We start from the raw sequence: 23,381 nt of genomic DNA, 5'->3' as shown, positions 1-23,381 counted from the left end.
GGCGAATGGCGAATAGAGCGTAGCGAGTAGAAATCACTCCATTCGCTATTCGCCACTCACCATTCGCACTATTCGCCGTTCGCTCCGTTCCCGCTCTCGGCCTCTTCCGTGATGTGCTCGACCGAGACGACGTGCTCGTCCTCGGCGGTGTCGAACACGATCACGCCTTGCGTCGAGCGGCCGGCGATGCGGATGCCTTCGACCGGGCAGCGGATCAGCTGGCCCTTGTCGGTGACCAGCATGATTTGATCGGCATCCTCCACCGGGAAGGACGCGACCAGATTGCCGTTGCGGTTGTTGACGCTCATGGCGACGATGCCTTTGCCGCCGCGGCCGGTGGTGCGGTACTCGTAGGACAGGGTTCGCTTGCCATAGCCGTTGACGGAGACGGTCAGCACGACCTGCTCCTGCGCCGACATCTCGGCGTAACGCTCCTGCGCGAGCTGGAAGCTGCCGGAGGTCTCCTCGGCCTCGGCGTCCGCGGCGGCATCTTCGCCCGCAGCTTCGCCGGCGACCGCGCGGCGCATCTTCAGGTAGGCCGAACGCTCATCCGAGGTGGTCTCGACATGGCGCAGGATCGCCAGCGAGATCACCTTGTCGCCTTCGCCGAGCGCGATACCGCGCACGCCCATCGAGGTGCGCCCGGTGAACACGCGCACGTCGGGGACCGGGAAGCGAATGCACTGGCCACCGGCAGCGGTCAGCAGCACGTCGTCGCGCTCGGTACAGATCTGCACGTCGACGATCGACTCGCCGTCGTCGAGCTTCATGGCGATGATGCCGGAGCGGCGGACGTCGACAAAGTCTGACAGCTTGTTGCGGCGGACATTGCCACCTGTCGTGGCGAACATCACGTCGAGCTCGCCCCAGGTGGATTCGTCCTCCGGCAGCGGCATGATGGTGGTGATGCGCTCGCCCTGCTCCAGCGGCAGGATGTTGATCAGCGCCTTGCCGCGCGCGTTCGGCGCGGCCATCGGCAGACGCCAGACCTTCTCCTTGTAGACCTGGCCGCGCGAGGAGAAGAACAGAACCGGCGTGTGCGTGGAGGCCACGAACAGGCGGCTGACGAAATCCTCGTCGCGGGTCTGCATGCCGGCGCGGCCCTTGCCGCCGCGGCGCTGGGCCCGATAGGCCGACAGCGGCACACGCTTGACGTAGCCGGCGTGGGACACGGTGACGACCATGTCCTCGCGCTGGATCAGGTCCTCGTCCTCGACCTCGCCTTCCTGCTCGATGATGACGGTGCGCCGCGGGGTGGCGAACTCGGCCTTCACCTCGGCAAGCTCGGTCTTGATGATGCCCAGCACACGCTCGCGCGAGCGCAGGATGTCGAGATAATCGGCGATCTCGCCGGCGAGCTTGTCGAGCTCGTCGCGGATTTCATCACGGCCGAGTGCCGTGAGGCGCTGAAGGCGCAGGTCGAGAATGGCCCTCGCCTGCTCCATCGACAGCCGGATCGTGCCGTCCGCGCTGATGCGGTGACGGGGATCGTCGATCAGGGTCAGCATGTCCTCGACGTCCCGGGCCGGCCAGTCGCGCGACATCAGGGTGTCGCGCGCAGTGGTCGGGTCCGGCGAGGTCCGGATCACGCGGATCATTTCGTCGATATTGGCCACCGCGATCGCCAGACCGACCAAAATATGGGCGCGATCGCGCGCCTTGGCGAGCAGGTACTTGGTGCGGCGCGTGACGACCCGCTCACGGAAGTCGACGAAGATCGCGAGCAGGTCCTTCAGATGCATGATCCGCGGACGGCCGCTGTCGAGCGCCACCATGTTGACGCCGAAGCTCGTTTGCAGCGGCGTGAACCTGTAAAGCTGATTCAGCACCACATCCGGCACGGCGTCGCGTTTCAATTCGATGACGACGCGGTAACCGTCGCGGTCCGATTCATCGCGCAGGTCGCCGATGCCCTCGATCTTCTTTTCCTTGACCAGCTCGGCGATGCGCTCGACCATCGTCGCCTTGTTCACCTGGTAGGGAATCTCGGTGATGATGATCGCCTCGCGCTCCTTGCGGATGGTCTCGATCGCGACCTTGCCGCGCATGACGACCGAGCCGCGGCCGAGGTGATAGGCGGCGCGGATGCCCTGCCGCCCGAGAATGACGCCGCCGGTCGGGAAATCCGGTCCCGGCACGATGTTGATGAGCTCGTCGATGGTAAGCGCGGGGTTGTCGATCAGCGCAACGCAGGCGTCGATGACCTCGCCGAGATTGTGCGGCGGGATATTGGTCGCCATGCCGACCGCGATGCCGCCGGCGCCGTTGACGAGAAGGTTCGGGAACTTGGCCGGCAAGACCGACGGTTCGGTCTCGTTGTTGTCGTAGTTCGGCTGGAAGTCGACGGTGTCCTTGTCGATGTCGGCCAGCAGAGCCAGCGCGGCCTTGGTCAGGCGCGCTTCGGTGTAACGATAGGCGGCCGGGGGATCGCCATCGACCGAGCCGAAATTGCCTTGGCCGTCGATCAGCGGCACGCGCATCGAGAAGTCCTGCGCCATGCGGACCATGGCGTCGTAAATCGACTGGTCGCCGTGCGGGTGATACTTACCGATGACGTCACCGACCACGCGGGCGGATTTGACGTACTTCTTGTCGGGCGTGTGCCCCTGCTCGTTCATCGAGAACAGGATGCGGCGGTGCACCGGCTTCAGACCGTCCCGGGCATCAGGCAGCGCCCGCGCCACGATCACGCTCATGGCGTAGTCGAGATAGGACTTCTTCATCTCCTCGAAGATGGAGACGGGGCGAATATCCGAGGGTTGCCCCGGCTGGTCGCCGGGCTTGTCGTCGTCGTCAGCCAAGGGGGAATCCGGTGAGGTTTTATCTGGGAATCATATAGCGCATCGAGCCCCTGATAACCACCCTTGCAGGCTTCAGGGAAGCGCTTTTTCCGCTTATTTTTCCAATAACTTACGGCCTTAAGGGGAGCGTTTCGGGGGGACCTGGAACAGGCCTTCCGAAATCGCCTCTGGGACCTCGTCAATCGCGCGACCAACGCGCCCCCTCGAGGTGTTTGGCCCGGCGCAATCCGAGTTCAACCCAAACATGAAGCGGGCCCGGAAATCCCGAGCCCTTTCTGCCGATTAGTAAGGCTTGCTGACACGAAATGGGAAGCGCCGCTCAGCCGGCCAGCGCCCCCCCCGATCGTCCGGTCCGTGCTCAGAACGGTAAAGTGTAGGAAGGACTGTCAACTGTGTGTGTTAGTCGTTGATATGACACCGAAAACCGTTCTTCGTCCAAGGGGTTTGTCAACATTGGCGGACTACGGACGGGCCGAATGCCGCATCAACTTCGGCTGAGCCGCTCGCGCAAAAACTCTATAAAGCGCTGCGTCTTCGCGGGCAGCAGTCGGGTCTCGGTGATCGCATAGATCGTGCTCGGCGCGCTGTGCCACCCAGGCAAAATACGCCGCAAGCGACCATCCGCCAGGTCCTCGGACACAATCTCTTCCGGCATGAAGATGATGCCCATATCCAGCGTCGCGAGACGGCGGATCATTCCGACGCTGTTGAGGCTGAAGCGACCATCGATATCGACCACCTCCGTCCGCGTCCCGTGGTGCAGCGTCCATGTGGTCGTCTTCATCATGCGCAGACACTGGTGACGCGAGAGATCCGCCGGCTCCTTGGGCTCGCCGCACCGCTCGAGATAGGCCGGAGAGGCATAAAGATTGGCCGACAAGCGCGCCAGCGGCCGCGCGATCAAATGGGACGGCTCGGACTCGCCTACCCGGATCGCAAGGTCGAACGGCTCCGTCACCAGATCGACGCGCCGCGGCGTGAGATCGAACTCGAACGTGATGTCGGGATATCGTTGGGCAAATTCTGTGATCAAGGGCGCGAGATAGGTGTTCGCGAAGTCGACCGGCAGCGAGACGCGCAACAGCCCGCTCGGTTGCGCCAGCATCTCGCCCAAGTGCTCATGGGCCAGACGGGCTTCCTCGACGATCCGCTTGCTGCGCTCGAAATAGATCTGACCGGCCTCCGTCGGCTCGATCCTGCGGGTGGTTCTGTGCAGAAGACGAAGCCCGATCTCCTTCTCCAGCAAGCCGATCCGTCGGGACAACGTCGAGTTCGGAATTCCGAGCGTTTCAGCTGCGCCGCGAAAGCTTCGCGCCTTCACGACCTCGACGAACAACGCCATGTCGTTGAGAAGTTCCATTCTATTATGCCACTAATGGATCAATCCTTTCCATTACATAGGATTTATTCCACTTAATGGAAGGCCCATTTCCTTATCACCCCATCGATAAGGAGTTTGAGATGACCCCGGTTTTCGACCCCGTTCGCGTAGGTGCCCTCGACCTTCCCAACCGACTTGTCATGGCGCCCATGACCCGTTCGCGCGCTGATGCGGCTGGCGTCCCCAGTGCGCTTGCAGCCGACTATTATTCCCAGCGGGCCGGCGTCGGCCTGATCGTGGCAGAGGGCACCCAGCCATCGGACGATGGACAGGGCTACATGACCACTCCGGGCATCTACACGGCCGAACATGTCGCCGGCTGGAAGAAGGTGACGGATGCCGTCCACGCCAAGGGCGGCCGCATCTTCATCCAGCTCATGCACGCCGGGCGCATGTCGCATCCGGACAACACGGCCCATCATCGCCAGGGCGTTGCGCCTTCGGCCATCGCGCCCGGGGCCCCGATGTTTACGCCGACGGGCATGCAGAACATTCCGACGCCCCGTGCCCTCTCGACCGAAGAAGTGCGCGCCACCGTCGATGACTTTCGGAACGCCGCACGGCACGCGATCGCTGCAGGCGCCGACGGCGTCGAGATCCACGGCGCGAACGGCTACCTCGTCCAGCAATTTATCGCGCCCAGTTCGAACGTCCGAACCGACGAATATGGCGGCTCGATCGAGAACCGCGCCCGGTTCGCCATCGAGGTCGCGACCGCGATCGCCGACGAGATCGGAGCGGACAAGACCGCGATCCGACTGTCTCCGGGCATCACGATGTGGGGGATCGACGAAGGCGCTGACGGCCCCGCCCTCTATCGCCATCTCGTCGCCAGCCTCGACAAGCTCGGCCTGGCCTACCTGCACGTCATGCACCAGGGCAACGACGACCTCCTGGCCGACCTGCGGAAGCTCTGGAGCAACAAGCTGATCGTGAATCGGCCGGGACGGCCGCGCGAGCGGATCGGCTCCGACATCTCCACCGGTCTCGCCGATCTCGAAGCTTACGGCCAGCTTGTCCTCGCCAATCCGGATTTCGTCGAGCGTCTGAAATCGGTTGCGGCCATGAACGAAGCTGACCGCAACACGTTCTTCGGCGGCGGCGCCGAGGGATACACCGACTATCCCACTCTCGACACCGCCGCGCTCGCCTTGAGCGGTTTTGGATCACACACTTAGAGGACAAGCAGCATGAAAAGCGCAGAACTCGACAAGAACCTGCCGTTGAAGCTGCCGCCGGCCGAAGGCCTGGAGCTCGGCGGCACGAACATCACGGTAATCGGCGGTACGGGCGGTATCGGCCGAGCGCTCAGCCGGCGACTCGCGTCCAATGGGGCGCAAGTGATCGTCGTCGGTCAAGCCTTCCGCGACCAGAACGTGCCGGGCATCTCGTTCGTCAAGGCGGACTTGAGCTCGATCAAGGAAGCGAAGCGCGTGGCGGCCGAACTCCCCGTCGAGTCCGCGGACATCGTGATTTTCACGACCGGCATCATGGCCGGACCGAAACGAGAGGTCACGGCGGAGGGCATCGAGCGCGATCTCGCGGTGAGCTATCTGAACCGCTTCGCCATGCTCGACGAGATCGCGCCCCGACAGGGCAAGGACCGCGCACAAAGCGGTGTGAAGCCGCGCGTCTTCATCATGGGCTTCCCTGGCACAGACCAAAAGGCCGTCGTCGAGGACCTGAATTCCGAGCGCGCATACAAGCGCTTCTCCGCGCACTCGAACACCGTCGCCGGCAACGAAGTCTTGGTGCTCCAAGCCGCCAAGCGCTATCCCCGCATCGACTTCTTCGGCCTCAACCCCGGCTTCGTGAAAACGAACATCCGCGCGAATCTCTTCGGGTCGCGGGCGCTCCTCGGCGTGATGGAATGGTTGACCGGGTTCATGACCATCGCTCCGGAGACCTACGCCGACCGCATGGCGCCCCTGCTGGTGTCGCGGGAGCTCGAGGGTCGCAGCGGCGCCATGTTCAACAACAAAGCCCAGGCGATCCTGGCAAGTCCATCCGCGAAGGATCCGAAGCATGCGGAAGCGCTGACCGCAGCTTCCCTGCAGTTGGTGGCTCGCGCGATCTCCAGCCAGGCAAAGGGAGGATAGCGATCATGACCAACTCCAAGGCTCGTCTGGTCGGCCTGAACCACATCGCCCTCGAAGTGGGGGGACGTCGAGGCGGCTCTCGAATTCTATGGAAGCATCTTCTCGTTCGAGCTCCGGGGCAGCCACAAGGACGCGCATGGACGCATGGACATGGCGTTCATCGACATGGGCGACCAGCTTCTGGCCTTGAGCGGCGGCCGGACCCAGCCTCCGGACACCGGTCGACATCCGTCCCCTTCGGGTTTTCGACCGCTTCGCCGTCACGTCCTTCTTCCAAGGACTCGATGCGTAAGCTGATTTTACCTTTGCGGTGGAATCGGCCATCCGGACCCTCGGCACGCGAACACCTACGGCACGCAACGATGCTAACCCGATGGTCGGCCTGATCCCCCCGGAATGCCCTCTGATTCCCGCAGAACGTCGTCGTCGCCTGCACGGCGGAAGGGCCGCGCAGGCCGAGAACCGAGTGCGGGATGGCTCGGCGCACGGTCGCCGATGCTTCAGCACGTCTCTACGCCGACGAGGGCGGGTACGAATGGCATCTCTGGATAAGTCCGCCGAGGAAACGGGGCCGGCGGGCACTTCGTGAGGATTGGGTCGACCAATGGAAGCCGGACTGCCCGGGTCTAATGGACCCGGATTACCCGCGCGACACTCGGTGACCGGGCGCGATCGCGGCCAGGAAGACGGGCTCCTCTTCCTTCTTCAGCCCCTCGTTCATCGGGTTGCTGCGAACCTTGATTCCGTCGGTCATGCTGACGACGAAGTCCGCCAGCCGTGCGCACATCTCCGGCAGGACCACGTCGTCGGGGCGCCGGCGCATGATTATCTTTACTCGACTCGTCGTGCGCAAGGCATTGAGTCCGCAAAGCAAGCGCGCTGGACTTTACGGGAATGTCTTCCTTGGTTCTAGCAAGCGGCGCGAGTTTACATCTCGGCCACTTGCAAATGGTGACATGCCATTGAAAGGACTGCTGAAAATCTGCCTTAGTTTACAGATTTTCGCTTCCTCAGTTCTAGAACGGGATGTCGTCGTCCATGTCGCTGTTGCGGCCACCGCCGCCGGCGGCCACGGGACGGCGCGGTGCGCTGCTGACGGGTCCGGAGGAGCCGAAATCGCCGCCCGGCTCGTCGCCGAAGCTGCCGCCTCCACCGCCGCCACTGCGGCCGTCGAGCATCGTGAGCGTCGAGTTGAAGCCCTGGAGCACGACCTCGGTCGAGTACTTCTCGACGCCGCTCTGGTCGGTCCATTTGCGGGTCTGGAGCGCGCCCTCGATGTAAACCTTCGCGCCCTTCTTCAGGTACTGCTCGGCGACCTTGCAGAGCCCTTCATTGAAAATCACGACGCGGTGCCACTCGGTCTTTTCCTTGCGCTCACCGCTGTTCTTGTCGCGCCAGGTCTCGGAGGTGGCGATGCTCAGATTCGCGATCGGCCGCCCGTCCTGGGTGCGGCGGATTTCAGGATCCTTGCCGAGATTTCCAACCAGAATGACCTTGTTGACGCTTCCCGCCATCGCCGCTCTCCACTCCGAATGCCACTGAATTTCCTAAGGCCGAGCGCGCTGCCCGCGTTCCTCTGCGCCCTGTTAAGGCGACCCTATACGCTTGCAGGGGCTGCTCAGCCCGTCACCCCCAAGGTTATCCCCACATATAGCACCGACCGGCGATCCGTTCCAGATTTGTTCCTGCAGAAATCGCCGCCAAATGTGGAGACGGGATGGCGTCTAAATGGCGCTGTGATGGCAATTGGGATGGAACCAAATCGGGTTCCCGTGAACGGTAAAAACCACTTAACATTCATTAAGTTAGAGGTAGGTCGATTACACCCAACTGTTGCACTCCGGGCACGGACTCTGCCGCAGAATCGAGCTATCGTCGTGCCTGGAATTGATGCAATGGGCCTCGCGCCTGATAGTCCGCCTTGGGGAACTCAAAAGGCGGACACGACTGGGGAGATTACAGTGAAGAAGATTCTGATTGGCTTTGCCGGCGCGGTTGCGCTGACCCTCTCGGCTCCGGCCGGTGCTGCCGACCTTGCAGCCCGTCCCTATACAAAGGCCCCGGTCGCGCCGCCCGCTCCGATCTATACCTGGACCGGCTTCTACCTCGGTGTGCAGGGCGGCGGTGCCTGGGGCCGCAGCGACGAAACCTTCTTTGGCGGTCCGAATACGGCGCTGTTTGCTGGAAGTCAGAACTACGACACCACCGGCGGCTTTGTCGGTGGCGTGGTGGGCTACAACTGGCAGGCGGCCAACTGGGTGTTCGGCATCGAGGGCGACTATCATTGGGCTGACATCAACGGTCGTTCTGCCGAGATCAATGCCGGCCTCGGCGACACCTATTTCACGAGAATCCGTGGCTTCGGCGACATCAAGGGCCGTCTCGGCTACTCGACCGGCCCCGCTCTCTTCTTCGTCAGCGGCGGCGCTGCGGTCGGCGACATTCAGCATCGCTACGATGGCATCCCCGGAAACGTCTTCATCCAGAACAACACCCGCTGGGGTTGGACCGTCGGCGCCGGCGCGGAATACATGTTCGCTCCGAACTGGTCGGCCAAGGTCGAATATAACTATATCGACTTCGGCAAGAGCACGATTCAGTACAGCCCCGTCGTGACCAACCGGTCCGAGTGGACCGATACCGTCCACACGGTCAAGGCAGGTGTGAATTATCACTTCAACTGGGGTGCGGCCGGCGTCGCGCGGTACTGATATCCCTCTGACATCGTTGAAGTCTAAGGCCGGCCTCGCGCCGGCCTTTTTCGTTTGGCGCGACATGAGTGGAGGCAATAAGTCAGTAACCATCACCTTTTCGACCGATGTGGCTTTTCGGAGACACAACTTGCGGCTTTAGTGGTGTAAGCACGGCGTTAGTTGGGCCGTTGAGTCCGCTGCCCTTCCGGTCAGGAAGGCAACAACAGAAACTGGGACTGGGATTAGTTGAAAATGAAGAAGGTTTTGTTGGCTTCGGCCTGTTTGTTCGCTCTCGCTGCGCCCGCTTCGGCGGCCGACCTCGCAGCCCGCCCCTACACCAAGGCTCCGATCGCTCCGGCAGCTGCCGTCTACAACTGGACCGGCTTCTACCTCGGTATCGTCGGTGGCGGCGCCTGGGAAAACGCGTCCGGCGACCCGAAGATGAAGGGTGGCTTCGTCGGCGGCACCGCCGGCTACAACTGGCAGGCCGGCAACGTCGTGTTCGGCATCGAGGCCGATGGTTCCTGGGCTGACGTCAGCGCCTCGGCGACCGCTCTCGGCATCACCGTGTCGTCCAAGACCGACGCGCTCGGCACCGTCCGTGGCCGCATCGGCTGGGCCGTCAACAACGTGCTGTTCTACGGCACCGGTGGTTACGCCTGGATCGACAACAAGGTCAGCGTCAGCGCGCTCGGCGTGACTGTCTCCGACAGCAAGTTCCACTCGGGCTGGACCGTCGGCGCCGGCGTCGAGGCGTTCTTCGCTCCGCAGTGGTCGGTCAAGGGCGAGTACCTCTATCGCAGCCTCGGCGGCGAGACCTACTTCTCCGGTCTCGGCGCTCCGATCACCACCGGCACGCTCAACTTCCACACCGTGCAGGTCGGCGTGAACTATCACTTCGGCGCCCCCGTGGTCGCCAAGTACTAAGCTACACTTCAACGCCTCGCGTTACGAAAGGCCGGCCTTGCGCCGGCCTTTTTGTTTTTTGCGCGCCAACCGGCTCGCTCGCGTTTTCGCAGAGATGTGGCGCCCGGGTGACACAACCTTTGGCTTTAATGGTGTAAACCAATGACATTAGTCGGGTCATAGGTCCGCTGGCTCTTCCGCTTTCCGGAAGGTCAGAACGAGGAACGGGAACTGGGGAATGGATATGAAGAAGCTTTTGCTGGCTTCGGCCAGCTTGTTCGCACTCAGCGCGTTGGCACCGGCCTCGGCGGCCGATTTGGCGGCCCGCCCCTACACCAAGGCTCCGGTCGCGCCGATCGCGATGTACAATTGGAGCGGTTTCTACATCGGTATCAACGGCGGCGGCGCCTCGAGCCGCAACTGCTGGGACGTCAACAATATCTTCGGTGTTGCGGGTCCGGACACGGCTGAAGGCTGTCACAATGCGACCGGCGGCGTCGTCGGTGGCCAAGTCGGTTATCGCTGGCAGTCGGCCAACTGGGTGTTCGGCCTCGAAGCTCAGGGCGACTGGGCCAACCTGAAGGGCTCGAATACGAGCTTGGTGCTTGGACCGCTGGTCAACCAGTCCAAGATCGATGCGATTGGCCTGTTCACCGGCCAGGTCGGCTATGCCTGGAACAACGTGCTCTGGTACGTGAAGGGCGGTGCGGCCGTCACGCACGCCAAATATAACGGCCTGCTGGGCGGCGTCGTCCTCGATAGCGCGAGCGAGACCCGCTGGGGCGGCGCGGTCGGCACCGGCATCGAATTCGGCTTCGCACCGAACTGGTCCGTGGCGATCGAATACGACCATCTGTTCATGGGCAAGCGCAACAACTCGTTCACGATCCTCGGCGTCAACGACCGCATCGACCGTATCAAGCAGGACGTCGACATGGGCACCGTCCGCCTCAACTACACCTTCGGCGGCCCCGTGGTCGCCCGGTATTGATCTGAAGTCCTGATCGCTACCGACGTCGCATCGTCACGAAAGGCCGGCCTCGCGCCGGCCTTTTTGTTTTCGCGGCACCTTGCCGCGAAGTTCCGCAAAGCCCCTGCTGCCAGATGCCGCCAGCGCGCCAACATTCCGTTGACGATTCGCAAGTCCCACTGGAAATCCGTCTCCGTTCTTCCTACGTTCGCTGACAACCCCATCGGCGCCGATCCCGGTTCCGGGCGAGCGCGCCTTTTTTATTGGCGCGGTCGCGCACCCATGGGATTCCTTGAGGGCAACTCGGATGGATGAAGTGATCAAGGCGAAGCGCCAACAACAGAACGCGGGCTCCAGCCTGCGCGCAATTACGATCCGTGGCGCGCGCGAGCACAACCTCAAGAACATCGACGTCGAGATTCCCCGCGACAAGCTGGTGGTGTTCACCGGTCTCTCCGGCTCCGGCAAATCCTCACTCGCCTTCGACACCATCTACGCCGAGGGCCAGCGCCGCTACGTCGAATCGCTGTCGGCCTATGCGCGCCAGTTCCTCGAGATGATGCAGAAGCCTGACGTCGACCAGATCGACGGCCTGTCGCCGGCGATCTCGATCGAGCAGAAGACGACGTCGAAGAACCCGCGCTCCACCGTCGGCACCGTGACCGAGATCTACGACTACATGCGCCTGCTCTGGGCGCGCGTCGGCGTGCCCTATTCGCCGGCCACGGGCCTGCCGATCGAGAGCCAGACCGTCTCGCAGATGGTCGACCGCGTGCTCGCGCTGCCCGAGGGCACGCGCCTGTATCTGCTCGCGCCCGTCGTGCGCGGCCGCAAGGGCGAGTACCGCAAGGAACTCGCCGAATGGCTCAAGAAGGGCTTTCAGCGCGTCAAGATCGACGGCACTTTCCATGAGCTCGCCGAAGCGCCGACGCTCGACAAGAAATTCCCGCATGACATCGACGTCGTGGTCGATCGTATCGTGGTGCGCGCCGACATCGGCCAGCGCCTCGCCGAGAGCTTTGAGACCGCGCTGAAGCTCGCCGAAGGCCTCGCCGTCGTCGAATTCGCCGACGCGCCGGCGGCGGCTCCCGCCGAAGAGAAGAAGAAGACCGCCAAGATCCACGACAAGAGCGGACCCGAGCGCATCCTGTTCTCGGAAAAGTTCGCCTGCCCGGTCTCCGGCTTCACCATTCCCGAGGTCGAGCCGCGCCTGTTCTCGTTCAACAACCCCTACGGCGCGTGTCCGGCCTGCGGCGGCCTCGGCATCGAGCAGCATGTCGACGAAGACCTCGTCATTCCGGACAAGGAGCTCGCCATCGGCAAGGGCGCGATCGCGCCCTGGGCAAAATCCTCCTCGCCCTATTACGTGCAGACGCTGACCGCGCTCGGCAAGCACTACAAGTTCACGCTGACCACCAAGTGGAAGGACCTGGCCAAGAAGACGCAGAACGCCATCCTCCACGGCTCCGGCGAGGACGAGATCAAGTTCTCCTACGAGGACGGGGTGCGCTCCTACGACACCAAGAAGCCGTTCGAAGGCGTCATCACCAACATCAACCGCCGCTACCGTGAAACGGAAAGCGAGTGGGCGCGCGAGGAGCTGGCGAAGTATTTCCACGACGTGCCCTGCGAGGGCTGCAAGGGCTTTCGGCTCAAGCCCGAGGCGCTCTGCGTCAAGATCGGCGGCAAGCACATCGGCGAGATTTCCGAGCTGTCCGTGAAGGGCGCCGGTGCATGGTTCGAGACCGTGCCTGAGGCGCTGAACGCGCAGCAGAACGAGATCGCCGGACGCATTCTCAAGGAGATCCGCGAGCGCCTGACCTTCCTGCTCGACGTCGGCCTCAACTATCTCACTTTGTCCCGCTCCTCCGGCACGCTGTCCGGCGGCGAGAGCCAGCGCATCCGCCTGGCCTCGCAGATCGGCTCGGGCCTGACGGGCGTGCTCTACGTGCTGGACGAGCCCTCGATCGGCCTGCACCAGCGCGACAACGCCCGCCTGCTCGACACACTCAAGCGGCTGCGCGACCTCGGCAACACCGTGATCGTGGTCGAGCATGACGAGGACGCTATCCTGCTCGCCGACCATGTTCTCGACATCGGCCCCGGCGCCGGCATGCATGGCGGCAACATCATTGCCGAAGGCACGCCCGCCGAGATCATGCGCAACCCGAAATCGCTGACCGGCAAGTACCTGACCGGCGAGCTCGAGGTCGAGGTGCCGGAGCGGCGCCCGCCGAACCACCGCCGCACCATCAAGGTGGTCAACGCGCGCGGCAACAATCTCAAGAACGTCACCGCCGAAATTCCGCTCGGCCTGTTCACCGCCGTCACCGGCGTGTCCGGCGGCGGCAAGTCGACGCTGCTGATCGACACGCTCTACAAGTCCATCGCCCGCAAGCTGAACAATGCCAGCGAGGGCGCGGCCCCGCACGACCGCATCGAGGGCCTCGAGCACATCGACAAGATCATCGATATCGACCAGTCGCCGATCGGCCGCACCCCACGCTCCAACCCCGCGACCTACACCGGCGCCTTCACGCCGATCCGCGAATGGTTCGCCGGCCTGCCCGAATCCAAGGCGCGCGGCTACGAGCCCGGCCGTTTCTCCTTCAACGTCAAGGGCGGCCGCTGCGAGGCCTGCCAGGGCGATGGCGTCATCAAGATCGAAATGCACTTCCTGCCCGACGTCTACGTCACCTGCGACGTCTGCAAGGGCAAGCGCTACAACCGCGAGACGCTGGAGGTCCTGTTCAAGGGCAAGAGCATCGCCGACGTGCTCGATATGACCGTCGAGGAAGCTGCCGAGTTCTTCAAGGCAGTGCCGCGCGTGCGCGAGACTTTTCAAACCTTGCACCGCGTCGGCCTCGATTACATTCACGTGGGCCAACAGGCGACAACACTCTCGGGCGGTGAAGCGCAACGCGTCAAATTGGCAAAAGAGCTGTCCAAACGCGCCACCGGCCGCACGCTTTACATCCTGGACGAGCCCACCACCGGCCTGCATTTCCACGACGTCAAAAAGCTGCTGGAAGTGCTGCACGAGCTGGTCGCGCAGGGCAACACCGTCGTCGTGATCGAGCACAATCTCGAAGTCATCAAGACCGCCGACTGGGTCATCGACCTCGGCCCCGAAGGCGGCGACGGCGGCGGCGAAATCGTCGCCTGGGGCCCGCCCGAAGACATCGCGAAGGCGCCGCGGAGCTACACCGGCAAGTTTCTGGAGCCGGTGTTGAAGAAGGCGAGGAAGCCGAAGCGAAGGAGCACGAGCGAGGCGGCGGAGTAGCAACGTTGGATCAAAGCGGTCGGGCGCGGATGAGTGAAGGTAATTGCGCCACTGCTCTTCCCGCGAGACCGTAAGTTACGCGTCGTAACCAACGAACTGGCAGACTCCAGAGAAGGACCGACATGTCCGCAGGCCTTGTGCAGACCTACCGCGCCTTCGCCCACAACAATGCCTGGGCCAACCATCGGCTGCTCTCGGCTTGCGACGCGCTGTCCCAGGCTGAATTCGAAGCCCACCGCACCGGCTTCTTTCCGAGCCTGCAGCGCACCCTGAACCATATCTATGTCATCGATCTCTTCTATATCGATGCACTGGAGGGTGGCTGGCTCGGACCGGCGGCCTGGAAAAACGAGGTGCCGTACCCTTCCCCTGCCGCGCTGAAGCCCGCTCAAGCTGCGATCGACAAGCGGCTGATCGCCATCTGCGATACGCTGACGCCAGCACGACTCGATGACATCGTGAAGATCAATCGCGACACGCAGGTGCAGACCGAGCGCCGCGACCGGCTCCTGATGCATCTCTTCCAGCATCAGATCCATCATCGCGGACAGGCGCACGCCATGCTGTCCGAGACGGCCGTCGCCCCGCCTCAGCTCGACGAGTTCTTTGCCGAGGGAGAAGCCCCGCTCCGGGCCGCCGAGTTCGCTGCGCTTGGCTGGACCGAGGAGACAGTGTGGAAGTCCTAGCGGCGTAACATCATCTTGGATCTCGACAGCGCTTGGCGACAGCTTTCCGCGGTTCCAGCTTGCATTTTCACGGAGCCAAGAAGCTCTAAGCCGCCCTTCCCTGGACGCCAGCGCAATTACCTCCATGTCACTCAGACTGGCAGCGAATTCGGCGACGCAAAGGCTTGGGCCGCCCGGATATCGTCAACCGTAAGCCGCGGGGGCTCCGACATGATGGCCTCGATGGTCATGCCCGCGCCCAGCTCGCGCAACACCAACTCGACCGGCACACGCGTTCCGCGGATCACGGGCTTGCCGTCCATGATCTCCGGGTTGATTTCGGTCCGCTCGTGCCGCATGGCTGTCCTCGAAGTCCGCCGAATAATAGTACGTCCGATCTTTCTTGTTAGCGAACTCCACCCTCAGCTCATGCCCTACGCCCTCGCCATCTTCGATCTCGACGGTACGCTGGCCGACAGCTTTCCGTGGTTCCTGCGCACCGTCAACGACATCGCCGACCGCTTCGGCTTTTGCCGGGTGCGGGATGAGGACATCGAGGAGCTGCGGCATGCCTCGACGCGGGAGATCCTCTCCCGGCTCGAGGTGCCGCTTTGGAAGCTACCGGCAATCGCGCGGCATGCTCGGCGGCTGAAGGGAGAGGCAGCTAGCGAGATATCGCTGTTTGCGGGCGTCGAGGCGATGCTGCGGACGCTGGCGGACAACGGCGTGCAGCTCGCGCTGGTGACGTCCGACAGCGAGGCCAATGCGCGCGAGAAGCTTGGCGAGGCCGCCGCGCTGTTCTCGCATTTCGACTGCGCAGCGTCGTTGTTCGGCAAGCCCGCAAAATTTCGCCGGGTCATCCGCCGCGCCGGCGTGGAGCTGGGCCAGGTCATCGCGATCGGCGACGAGGTCCGCGACATCGAGGCGGCACGCAGCGTCGGGATTGCCTGCGGCGCGGTGTGCTGGGGCTATGCGGCACCGGCAGCGCTGCGGGCGCTGGGGCCGGATCATGTGTTTGGGCGGATGGACGAGATTGCGGACGCGGTGTGCCGCCATCGTAGGGCGGATTAGCGAAGCGTAATCCGCCGATCGATCGTCGATGCAAGATGGCGGATTACGCTTCGCTAATCCGCCCTACACACCCTACTCCGTCCTCCGCAAGAACGCCCCGAACGCGCGCGGGCCGTCGCCGGTCTTGATCTCGCCGATCACCTTCAGATCAGTCGCGTCGATGATGTTTAGCGTGTTGCTCTCCCAGCACGCGACGACGACGCGCTTGCCGTCGGCGGTCGCCGCGATGCCTTCGGGATAGTCGCCGACATTGATGCGCTTGATCGGCTTCAGGCTCGCCAGATCGAACACGCTGACGGTGCCGCCATATTGGTCGGTGACGAAGCCGCGGCCTAGCGTCAGCGCCACCGCATAGGGCCGCATGCCGACCGGCACGCGGCCGATCTCGCGCGCTTCTGCAATATCGATCACGGAGACGTCGTCGGAGCCGACATTGGCGGTATAGGCGCGCTTGCCCTCAGCATCGATGGTGACGCCGAATGGTCGGGTGCCGACCTTGATCGTCGCCTTGCGCTGGCGTGTCGTCGTGTCCACGACCGAGACGCTGTCGTCGTCGCGGTCGGCCGAGAGCAGCAGCTTGCCGTCAGGCGTCACCGCAAGGCCCGACGGCGAGGCGCCGACCGCAATGCTGGCCATGACGCTGCGCGAGGTCGCATCGATCACCCGCACCGCCGCCGCGTACCAGTCCGCGACATAGACGGTCTTGCCATCGGGCGCCACCGCAATGCCGAGCGGTCCGCCGCCGACCTCGATCCGCCCCGTCACCTGCCGCGCGGCCGCGTCCACCACCGTCACCGCCTTGGCATCGGGGCTCGTCACATAGGCAAACCGCCCGTCGGCGCTGACGGCAACGCCCGCCGGCTTGCCGCCGATCGGGATGATCGCGACGCCGCGCGAAGTGGCGAGATCCACGACCATCAGATCGTCGCTGAGCTGGTTGGTGACGAACGCCTCCTCGGCAGCGGCGCTGCCGAGGCAGGCATGACAAAGGCTGGCGGCGAGCGCCGCCAGAACCAGCATCCGCACGATCAGCTACCGCTCTCGATCTTCTTCTTCAGGGCTTCGAGGCCGGTCTTGTAGAGCCCGCTCACGGCCTTCACCGAGGCCTCGTCGCTCAGCTCCGGCGGCGGATCGTTGTTGGGAAAGCCGCGGTAGAACGCCCCGGTCCATTCCAGCTTGGACTTGCCGTCGGAAGCCGGCGACACCGTCAACGTCGAGGAATAATTGGTCACCGGCAGCACCTTCACGTCGACCTTGGTAATCCGGTACGAATAGCTCATCATGTCGGGTTCGTATTTGTAGAGCTCCTCATCGACAGTCGCCCCGCCCGTCAGCGTCAGTTGGCGCGTTGCGCCGATCTCGTTGCCCTTCTCGCCGGTGGTCTTGGTGACAGGCGGAAGCCAGCCCATGTCCTGGAAGTTGCGGATCGCGGCCCAGACCTTGTCCTGCGGCGCGTTGATCTCGATGGATTCCCGCACCTTCTGCCGGGTCGGCCCATGCGCCCAGGCCGCCGGTGAAAAAACCGGACCCAAGGTCGCCGTCAAGCCTGCCGCCCCAACCACAGCCAGCGCCGCAGCCATGGCCGTGCGCCGTCCAATCGTCACCCTCATCTCGTTTCCTCATACGTCCAGTTGATCGTGCGCGACTTGGAATGCGCGCTGCGGCCATCCTAGCGTATTTTGGGGCCGAGGGGAGACCGGTTCGTGGCGCCGTTGCGGCGGAGCTTGGTACGCCCCACAAGCTGTTGCGCTTCCTGGCGGGCAAAACACCCATAGAAGGGTCAACGCCGCCGAATCGAAATATTTCTCTTTATCAGAACTTCGGATTATCGTATAGACGATTATCCCAACCCGGCCGAGGGGCGCATCGCGATCGTCACGACACGCGGGATGGGACGTGGTGGACGCAGGCGGCGTCGGCGCGAAGGTGGTTGCAGGGCGGGTCACACCGTGAGCAAGGACTAACGCGCACACGACCGGTGCAGCCTGCGTACGGCAAAATCGTGTGGTCCTGGCGCCCGGGGTCTGTGCGCCAAGTGTTGCGGTGATGTTGCGGCCCGACCGGGCGCGCGCATCAGCCATCCGCAAGGCGACGGGGGCAATAGTGCATCGCTCCCCGGGGAGAGCACGACATAAGCCGTAAAGCCACTGCGCAGGGAAGGCCGGATGTTTGGCTTCACCTGTATGCCGCTGTGCAGCTTTTTTAAAGCACACGCTTTCGCACAGTGGACCGCGGGTGCCAGCCGGCACCCGGCCTTCCCTGCGCCCTCGGCGTTCTCGAGGGCGGCAAGTGAAGCAAAAGCTCGGGCAGATCATGCCGCGAGAAGGAAAAGGTGTGCGTGTGATCTGGATCGGCTTGCGAAACGAATTCGACGCTGGTGGCCCGAACGCAGCGCAGCGCGCCGCGTCTTCGCGGCGTGGTGCGCTGCAGAGCCGGGGCCCCTTTCGCAGCGACATGCGCGGCTTCTGGGTCCCGGCTCTGCGCCGCAACGCCATAAGCGCGTTTACGCGCGTCTTCGACGCGCTATGCGCGTTGCAGCTTGTCCGGAACACGAGAGTGGAGGATGCAGCAGCTCCACACACCGTCATTGCGAGCGCAGCGAAGCAATCCAGAATCTTTCCGCAGAAGCACTCTGGATTGCTTCGCTGCGCTCGCAATGACGAAGGAGAGAGAGCGGCGATCGCGTCTTCGATCATTCCCCCAGCGTCGCCTCGACGAACCCGTGCGGATCCGAACAAAACTCGCGCATCAGCTGGTAGTGATCCGTCGCCTCGACCGTCACCGGCTCCAGCCCGTATTTCCCGAGCCGCAGCAGCCGCGCATTCGGGTAAGCCATCAGCATCGGCGAGTGGGTCGCCATGATCACCTGGCAGATCCGGGAATCCTCCATGCGTCGCAGCAGCTTCAAAAACTCGATCTGGCGCGCCGGCGAAAGTGCCGATTCCGGCTCGTCGAAGATGAAGATGCCCTGGCGCTGACAGCGCTCCTCGAAAAAGCGCAGGAAGCCTTCGCCGTGGGAGTGCGACAGGAAATCGGGACCGACCTGGCCGGCATCACGCGCGGCCTTGTCCAGATATCGCGCGACCGAGAAAAAGCTCTCGGCACGAAAGAACCAGCCATTGCTGATCTTCGGCAGCCAGCTCGCGCGAAGCGCCTTGCCGAGTTGGCCGCCCATCTTCTCGCGCGCCTCGGAATGGTCGACCGGCATATACCCCTTGCCGCCCCCGGCATCGTCGTAGCCGGCGAGCGATGCGATGCCCTCGAGGATCGTCGACTTCCCGGTGCCGTTCTCTCCAACGATAATCGTGATGGCGGCGTCGAAACTGAGCTCGAAATCATCCGGGAAGATGGGCAGGCAAAACGGATATGCCTTGCGATCGTGAACTTTCGACGGGTCGAGCCAGACCCGCTTCAGATACGGCGCCGGCAGGTTGATCGTGCGATGACCTCGCCGGCTCATAGCCGCATCTCCGTCCGTTCCGCCACCGGCATTCTAGGTCGGAACGTAACGGGAACAATAGTGCTACGCAAGTGGCAGGAAGCTCCCGGCGCGGCCCCGGTCGCGGCTAGTCCAGCGCCTCCAGCACCAGCTCCATCGTCATCAACACGGGGTTGTCGCCGCGGACCAAGCGCCCCTCGGCGATGCCGCCGGTGTAATCGAGCAGGGCGACGTCGAGCGCCGCTTCCAGCGCGCCGGCGGCATCGGGCACGATCAGCCCGGTCGTTACCGCAAGCTCGGTCGCAAACGGCTCGGTCACGCCGCCATGGCTGAAGCGCGCGCCGATGGTCGAGCCGACGCCGCCATGGATCTTCGCGCGCCCGATGCCGTGCGCGCGGCAGAATTCTTCGAGGGAGCCAGCAAAATCCTGATTGGGGCGCAGCCGCAGCGCGAAGGCGCGGCTCATGGCGCGTGCGCCGCTGCGCGCGGCCGCCACCGGCCCGAACAGCTTGAAATTGGTCTCGGGATCGGGCTCGGCGGTGAACATCGCGCCATCGAGGCCGAAGGCTTCGACCTCGAACGGCTCGGCGACAACAGTCTCGTCCGGCAGCATGTGGCCACCGCTCGACTTGCCGCCTGCCTCCGTCCACAGCCCGTGGCAGTGAAAGAACGGCGCCCCGTCGCGCGTGCCGAGCGTCATGGAGCCGACCCTCGTGCGCGTCACGCCGCCGGGCCGGTACGTGTCGCTGTAGAACGCCGCGTTCTCGCCGGTCGTCGACAGCGCCGGCATGACATAGGCAAACGGCCCGAGCGCGCCGTTCCGGAAGTTGAGCACGCCGCTCTTAAAACCTTCGGCCGCAAAGCCGCGCCGCGCGGCTTCCAGCAGCGGCAGACCTGCCGGAAGCGTGAATGAGAAGGCGCGCCCCCTCGCCTCCACCCATTGAATGCGTTCCGCGATGGGCGCGCCCGGCTGCTTGATACTCCGCATCACCTGCGCTCAGCCCGCCTTCGTCTTGTCGAGATCGAGCAGCCCGCGCGCCTCGAGCTCGTCGCGCACCATGCGCTTCGGCACCTTGCCATAGCCGGATTTAGGCAAAGCCTCCCAGAAGAAGAACCGCTTCGGCATCTTGTACCGCGGCACCTTCGGCGAGAGGAACGCCGCCATTTCGGCTTCGCTCACCGCCTTCTCGCCTTCGCGCGCCACGCAGACGGCGACGCCGACCTCGCCCCAGGTCGCATCGGGTACGCCGAGCACGGCGACCTCGCCGACCGCGGGATGCGTCAAGATCTTCTCCTCGATCTCGCGCGGATAGATGTTGGAGCCGCCGGAGATGTACATGTCGGAGGCGCGGCCCGTGATGTAGACGAACCCCTCCTCGTCCATGTGGCCGAGGTCGCCGGTGCGAAACCAGCCGTTGCGGAACGCCTTCGCATTGGCATCAGGGTTGTCGTAATAGCCTGCGAGCACCGCAGGTCCGATCACGCAGATCTCACCGCTCTGGTTGGCCGCGAGCTCGCGGCCCTCGTCGTCCTGGATCGAGACCTGCATGCCGGTGCGCTCAAAGCCGCAGGTGCCGATCTTCGCGTGCGGGCCGTCCTCGGGATCGTGCAGCGCTGCCGGCAGCACGGTGATGTTGCCGGTGACCTCGCCGAGGCCAAAATACTGCACGATGACCTTGCCGAGCTTCTTCAGCGCGGTCTTCTGATCCTCGCGATACATCGGCGCGCCCGCATAGATCACGTGACGCAGCGAGGAATGATCGTATTTGTCGATCGCGGGGTGCTCGACCATCATCTTCAGGATCGTCGGCACCGTGAAGAGATTGGCGACCCGATGAGTCTCGATCAGGCGGAACGCCTCGTTGATGTCGAATTTCTCGGTGGGCAACAAGACGGTGCAGACGCCGCGCGCGGTCTGCACCAGTTGATGCACGCCGGCGCCATGCGACAGCGGCGCCACCACCAGCGAGGCGTCATCCTCGGTGACGCCGGGCGTCAGATCGGCGAGATGGTTGGTGATCACAAAGCCCATCTGGCCGTGGGTCAGCACCGCGGCCTTGGAGCGGCCGGTGGTGCCCGAGGTGAAGAAGAACCAGCAGGGATCGTCGTGTTCGACGGCGACATTCGCGACATTGGCGCCGGCATGAGCGGCAATGGCCTCAGCAACCGAGCGCTCGCCGAACGCGCCTTTGCCGTCGACGCTCCAGGTGAACTCGAGCGCGCCGCCTTTCACGGCCGCCGCATGCTCGGGAAAATCGACATGGCACAGAAACGCCTTCGCGCCGGAGGCCTCTGCGAGATAGGTGACCTCGTCCGGCATCAGGCGGAAATTGGTGGGCACCCAGACCGCGCCGAGCCGGAACGCGGCGAACATCGAGAAGAACATCTCGTCGCCATTCTTGGAATGGACCAGGATACGGTCGCCCTTGGCAATGCCACGCGCGGCGAGCGCCGCCGCCAGCGCCGAGACCTGCGCGTCGATCTCGCGCCAGCTCCAGGATTTGTCCCCCCAGACGAAACCGGGACGCGCGTCATGCCGCCGGGCATTCTGGGTCAGCATGTAAGCGAGATTCATGACGCGGCGCGACATGCGCAGGGGCTGCATGGGGTTTCCTCTTCGAGGGCGGACGGCGCGCTGGCCGCCGGCTCATTGCAGCCCATTTATCGCCATCGCCAGCGCCCCTGCAAGGCCGCCGGATGCACGGCTCCCCTACGGCTGCTTGAACGCAAACGGCGTCGCCGTGATCGCCTTCTGCTTGGCGCAGGTCTGCGGGCCAAAGCCGCCGCAGAAGCTGCCATGAAGATCGAAGCGGACGGTGCGCGCAGCGCCGCGCTTCATCGGCGGGGCCATGATCTTGTATCGGAGGACATAGCCGTCAAACACCGGGCGAACGTTGCCGTCCGGCAGCGTCACCAGGATGTTGATGACGCAGCCGCCAGTTCCGCAATAGGTCGTCTCGCGATCGCCGCATTTGGTGTCCTGGAAATCGACGATGTAGTCGTCGCGGCCGTCACCGGTCAGGTCGATCTTGCGCACCGTATCAGGCGCAAAGGTCACCTCGCCACCGTCCTGGCTGGTGCATTCCTCATTGGCGTAGCGCAGCGCCTTCTGCACGCCGGGCGGATAGTCGGAGGGATCGAACGGCTTTGCATCCTCCGCGCGCGCGGCGGAGACGAACAGAGCGAGCAGAAGCATCAAATAGCGCATGCGCGTTTGTCGCCGGCGCGGCCGCAACCGTTCAGGGAATCTTAAACATGATCGGCGCACCCTCGCTCAGTTCTCGCGTACAGAGTGCCGCATCATGGTCAAAGCGCCCGCCTTCCTCCTGTTGTCGCTGGCGCTCGCCGGATGTGCCGTGGCGCCACAGGCGCATCTTGCCTCCGATCCCGCGTTCAAGCCTGCACGTTATGCCTGGGATGGCGCCGGCGAGGATCCCAATCGGCCGCGGGCAGCCGCACAGCCAGCGCGGACCGCGGACCGATCCGAGCAGAACGGCTCGCAAGCCGGGCTTCAGCCCCGCTCGAAGGAATGGTGGCAGGCGCAGGACGGCAGCGAGGCCGAGCAGGATGCCAGGGTCAACCGCTCCCTGGTCATCTGCCAGGGATGCCTGCGCCCGCCGCGGCAGCCCGAAGATTCCAGGCTCGCCAAAGCGGCTGATTGAACCGAACGACCTCAACATCGGAAACCGGCCGGCGCGACCGTGCGTTATGACTTGGTGCGCGAGGCTGGCAGTTAGAGGGTCGACAACATGAGCAACGTCATCAACAACAAGGACCATTGCCGCTACGAGCTCGCGGTGGAAGGCCATCTTGCGACCGAGCATTACAAGCTCGATGGCAACGTGATCACCTTCGAGCACACCGACGTGCCGAAGGAGCTCGGCGGCAAGGGCGTCGGCTCAAAACTGGTGCAAGGCGCTCTCGACCAGGTCCGCGCGGCCGGATTGAAGCTGATCCCGCAATGCCCGTTCGTGAAGGCATGGATCGAAAAGCATCCAGACTATTCCGACCTCGTGGCGAGGTGAGAGCACAGGCCCGCCGCCCGTAGCCAGCGGGCCTGCCGACATCCACGG

General features: G+C 63.9%; 22 protein-coding genes. 11 read left to right on the top strand and 11 right to left on the bottom strand.

Going from position 1 to position 23,381, the window contains the following annotated elements:
• Positions 1 to 68: 68 nt before the first annotated feature.
• Both gyrA and GA0061098_RS26175 read right to left on the bottom strand, forming a co-directional pair.
• Positions 69 to 2,801 (bottom strand): DNA gyrase subunit A, encoded by a 2,733-nt coding sequence (gene gyrA / locus GA0061098_RS26180; RefSeq protein WP_091963352.1) that lies wholly within the window; start codon positions 2,799 to 2,801, stop codon positions 69 to 71.
• Between the two features lie 484 nt (positions 2,802 to 3,285).
• Positions 3,286 to 4,161, bottom strand: coding sequence for a LysR family transcriptional regulator (locus tag GA0061098_RS26175; RefSeq protein WP_091963350.1), 876 nt, complete (start codon positions 4,159 to 4,161; stop codon positions 3,286 to 3,288).
• Positions 4,162 to 4,262: 101 nt separating this feature from the next.
• Between GA0061098_RS26175 and GA0061098_RS26170 the strand changes: the two genes are divergently transcribed.
• The 3 genes from GA0061098_RS26170 to GA0061098_RS47265 all read left to right on the top strand — a co-directional run bounded on the left by GA0061098_RS26170 (position 4,263) and on the right by GA0061098_RS47265 (position 6,578).
• A complete protein-coding gene (locus tag GA0061098_RS26170) occupies positions 4,263 to 5,360 on the top strand; it encodes an alkene reductase (protein WP_165637607.1) in 1,098 nt (365 codons plus the stop codon).
• Positions 5,361 to 5,405: 45 nt separating this feature from the next.
• Positions 5,406 to 6,281, top strand: coding sequence for an SDR family NAD(P)-dependent oxidoreductase (locus GA0061098_RS26165; protein ID WP_245323585.1), 876 nt, complete (start codon positions 5,406 to 5,408; stop codon positions 6,279 to 6,281).
• Positions 6,282 to 6,377: 96 nt separating this feature from the next.
• Positions 6,378 to 6,578: a hypothetical protein gene (locus GA0061098_RS47265; RefSeq protein WP_347337541.1), complete on the top strand. Its 201-nt coding sequence runs from the start codon at positions 6,378 to 6,380 to the stop codon at positions 6,576 to 6,578.
• 343 nt (positions 6,579 to 6,921) lie between these two features.
• On the opposite strand, the gene GA0061098_RS26155 is transcribed toward GA0061098_RS47265, so the two are convergent.
• Both GA0061098_RS26155 and GA0061098_RS26150 read right to left on the bottom strand, forming a co-directional pair.
• Positions 6,922 to 7,104: a hypothetical protein gene (locus GA0061098_RS26155; protein WP_091963341.1), complete on the bottom strand. Its 183-nt coding sequence runs from the start codon at positions 7,102 to 7,104 to the stop codon at positions 6,922 to 6,924.
• 193 nt (positions 7,105 to 7,297) lie between these two features.
• Positions 7,298 to 7,795, bottom strand: a complete 498-nt coding sequence (locus GA0061098_RS26150) for a single-stranded DNA-binding protein (RefSeq protein WP_091963338.1) — start codon at positions 7,793 to 7,795, stop codon at positions 7,298 to 7,300.
• Between the two features lie 447 nt (positions 7,796 to 8,242).
• On the opposite strand from GA0061098_RS26150, the gene GA0061098_RS26145 reads away from it, so the two are divergent.
• The 5 genes from GA0061098_RS26145 (at position 8,243) to GA0061098_RS26125 (ending at position 14,819) form a co-directional block, all read left to right on the top strand.
• Positions 8,243 to 8,992 carry an outer membrane protein gene (locus GA0061098_RS26145; protein ID WP_091963335.1) on the top strand — a complete coding sequence of 250 codons (750 nt, stop codon included), beginning with the start codon at positions 8,243 to 8,245 and terminating at the stop codon, positions 8,990 to 8,992.
• Between the two features lie 234 nt (positions 8,993 to 9,226).
• Complete coding sequence (locus GA0061098_RS26140; RefSeq protein ID WP_091963333.1) at positions 9,227 to 9,901, top strand: outer membrane protein; 675 nt, start codon at positions 9,227 to 9,229, stop codon at positions 9,899 to 9,901.
• Between the two features lie 223 nt (positions 9,902 to 10,124).
• On the top strand, positions 10,125 to 10,871 hold the full coding sequence (locus GA0061098_RS26135) for an outer membrane protein (RefSeq protein WP_091963692.1): 747 nt from the start codon (positions 10,125 to 10,127) through the stop codon (positions 10,869 to 10,871).
• A gap of 286 nt (positions 10,872 to 11,157) precedes the next feature.
• Positions 11,158 to 14,133, top strand: a complete 2,976-nt coding sequence (gene uvrA / locus GA0061098_RS26130) for an excinuclease ABC subunit UvrA (protein ID WP_091963330.1) — start codon at positions 11,158 to 11,160, stop codon at positions 14,131 to 14,133.
• A 122-nt stretch (positions 14,134 to 14,255) separates the two neighbouring features.
• Positions 14,256 to 14,819 (top strand): DinB family protein, encoded by a 564-nt coding sequence (locus GA0061098_RS26125; protein ID WP_091963327.1) that lies wholly within the window; start codon positions 14,256 to 14,258, stop codon positions 14,817 to 14,819.
• Positions 14,820 to 14,950: 131 nt separating this feature from the next.
• Here GA0061098_RS26125 and GA0061098_RS26120 read toward each other — a convergent pair whose 3' ends face one another.
• Positions 14,951 to 15,157: a DUF433 domain-containing protein gene (locus GA0061098_RS26120; RefSeq protein WP_091963324.1), complete on the bottom strand. Its 207-nt coding sequence runs from the start codon at positions 15,155 to 15,157 to the stop codon at positions 14,951 to 14,953.
• Positions 15,158 to 15,227: 70 nt separating this feature from the next.
• Here GA0061098_RS26120 and GA0061098_RS26115 point away from each other — a divergent pair, with 70 nt between their 5' ends.
• A complete protein-coding gene (locus GA0061098_RS26115) occupies positions 15,228 to 15,869 on the top strand; it encodes an HAD family hydrolase (RefSeq protein WP_091963321.1) in 642 nt (213 codons plus the stop codon).
• A 72-nt stretch (positions 15,870 to 15,941) separates the two neighbouring features.
• Here the strand turns inward: GA0061098_RS26115 and GA0061098_RS26110 are convergent, their stop codons facing one another.
• The 6 genes from GA0061098_RS26110 to GA0061098_RS26080 form a co-directional block, all read right to left on the bottom strand.
• A complete protein-coding gene (locus GA0061098_RS26110; RefSeq protein ID WP_091963318.1) occupies positions 15,942 to 16,895 on the bottom strand; it encodes a YVTN family beta-propeller repeat protein in 954 nt (317 codons plus the stop codon).
• Positions 16,896 to 16,897: 2 nt separating this feature from the next.
• Positions 16,898 to 17,479, bottom strand: a complete 582-nt coding sequence (locus tag GA0061098_RS26105) for an SRPBCC family protein (protein WP_091963315.1) — start codon at positions 17,477 to 17,479, stop codon at positions 16,898 to 16,900.
• 1,082 nt (positions 17,480 to 18,561) lie between these two features.
• Positions 18,562 to 19,329, bottom strand: a complete 768-nt coding sequence (locus GA0061098_RS26095; protein WP_091963312.1) for an AAA family ATPase — start codon at positions 19,327 to 19,329, stop codon at positions 18,562 to 18,564.
• Positions 19,330 to 19,435: 106 nt separating this feature from the next.
• Complete coding sequence (locus GA0061098_RS26090) at positions 19,436 to 20,296, bottom strand: PCC domain-containing protein (protein WP_091963309.1); 861 nt, start codon at positions 20,294 to 20,296, stop codon at positions 19,436 to 19,438.
• A gap of 9 nt (positions 20,297 to 20,305) precedes the next feature.
• Positions 20,306 to 21,913 carry an acyl-CoA synthetase gene (locus tag GA0061098_RS26085; RefSeq protein WP_091963306.1) on the bottom strand — a complete coding sequence of 536 codons (1,608 nt, stop codon included), beginning with the start codon at positions 21,911 to 21,913 and terminating at the stop codon, positions 20,306 to 20,308.
• A gap of 105 nt (positions 21,914 to 22,018) precedes the next feature.
• Positions 22,019 to 22,516 (bottom strand): hypothetical protein, encoded by a 498-nt coding sequence (locus GA0061098_RS26080; RefSeq protein ID WP_091963303.1) that lies wholly within the window; start codon positions 22,514 to 22,516, stop codon positions 22,019 to 22,021.
• Between the two features lie 94 nt (positions 22,517 to 22,610).
• On the opposite strand from GA0061098_RS26080, the gene GA0061098_RS26075 reads away from it, so the two are divergent.
• A complete protein-coding gene (locus GA0061098_RS26075; RefSeq protein WP_091963300.1) occupies positions 22,611 to 22,970 on the top strand; it encodes a hypothetical protein in 360 nt (119 codons plus the stop codon).
• Between the two features lie 87 nt (positions 22,971 to 23,057).
• Positions 23,058 to 23,333 (top strand): GNAT family N-acetyltransferase, encoded by a 276-nt coding sequence (locus GA0061098_RS26070; RefSeq protein WP_091963297.1) that lies wholly within the window; start codon positions 23,058 to 23,060, stop codon positions 23,331 to 23,333.
• Positions 23,334 to 23,381 lie beyond the last annotated feature (48 nt).

The organism is Bradyrhizobium shewense (assembly GCF_900094605.1).
Lineage (GTDB): Bacteria > Pseudomonadota > Alphaproteobacteria > Rhizobiales > Xanthobacteraceae > Bradyrhizobium > Bradyrhizobium shewense.
This window is presented reverse-complemented; position numbering and strand designations above follow the sequence as displayed.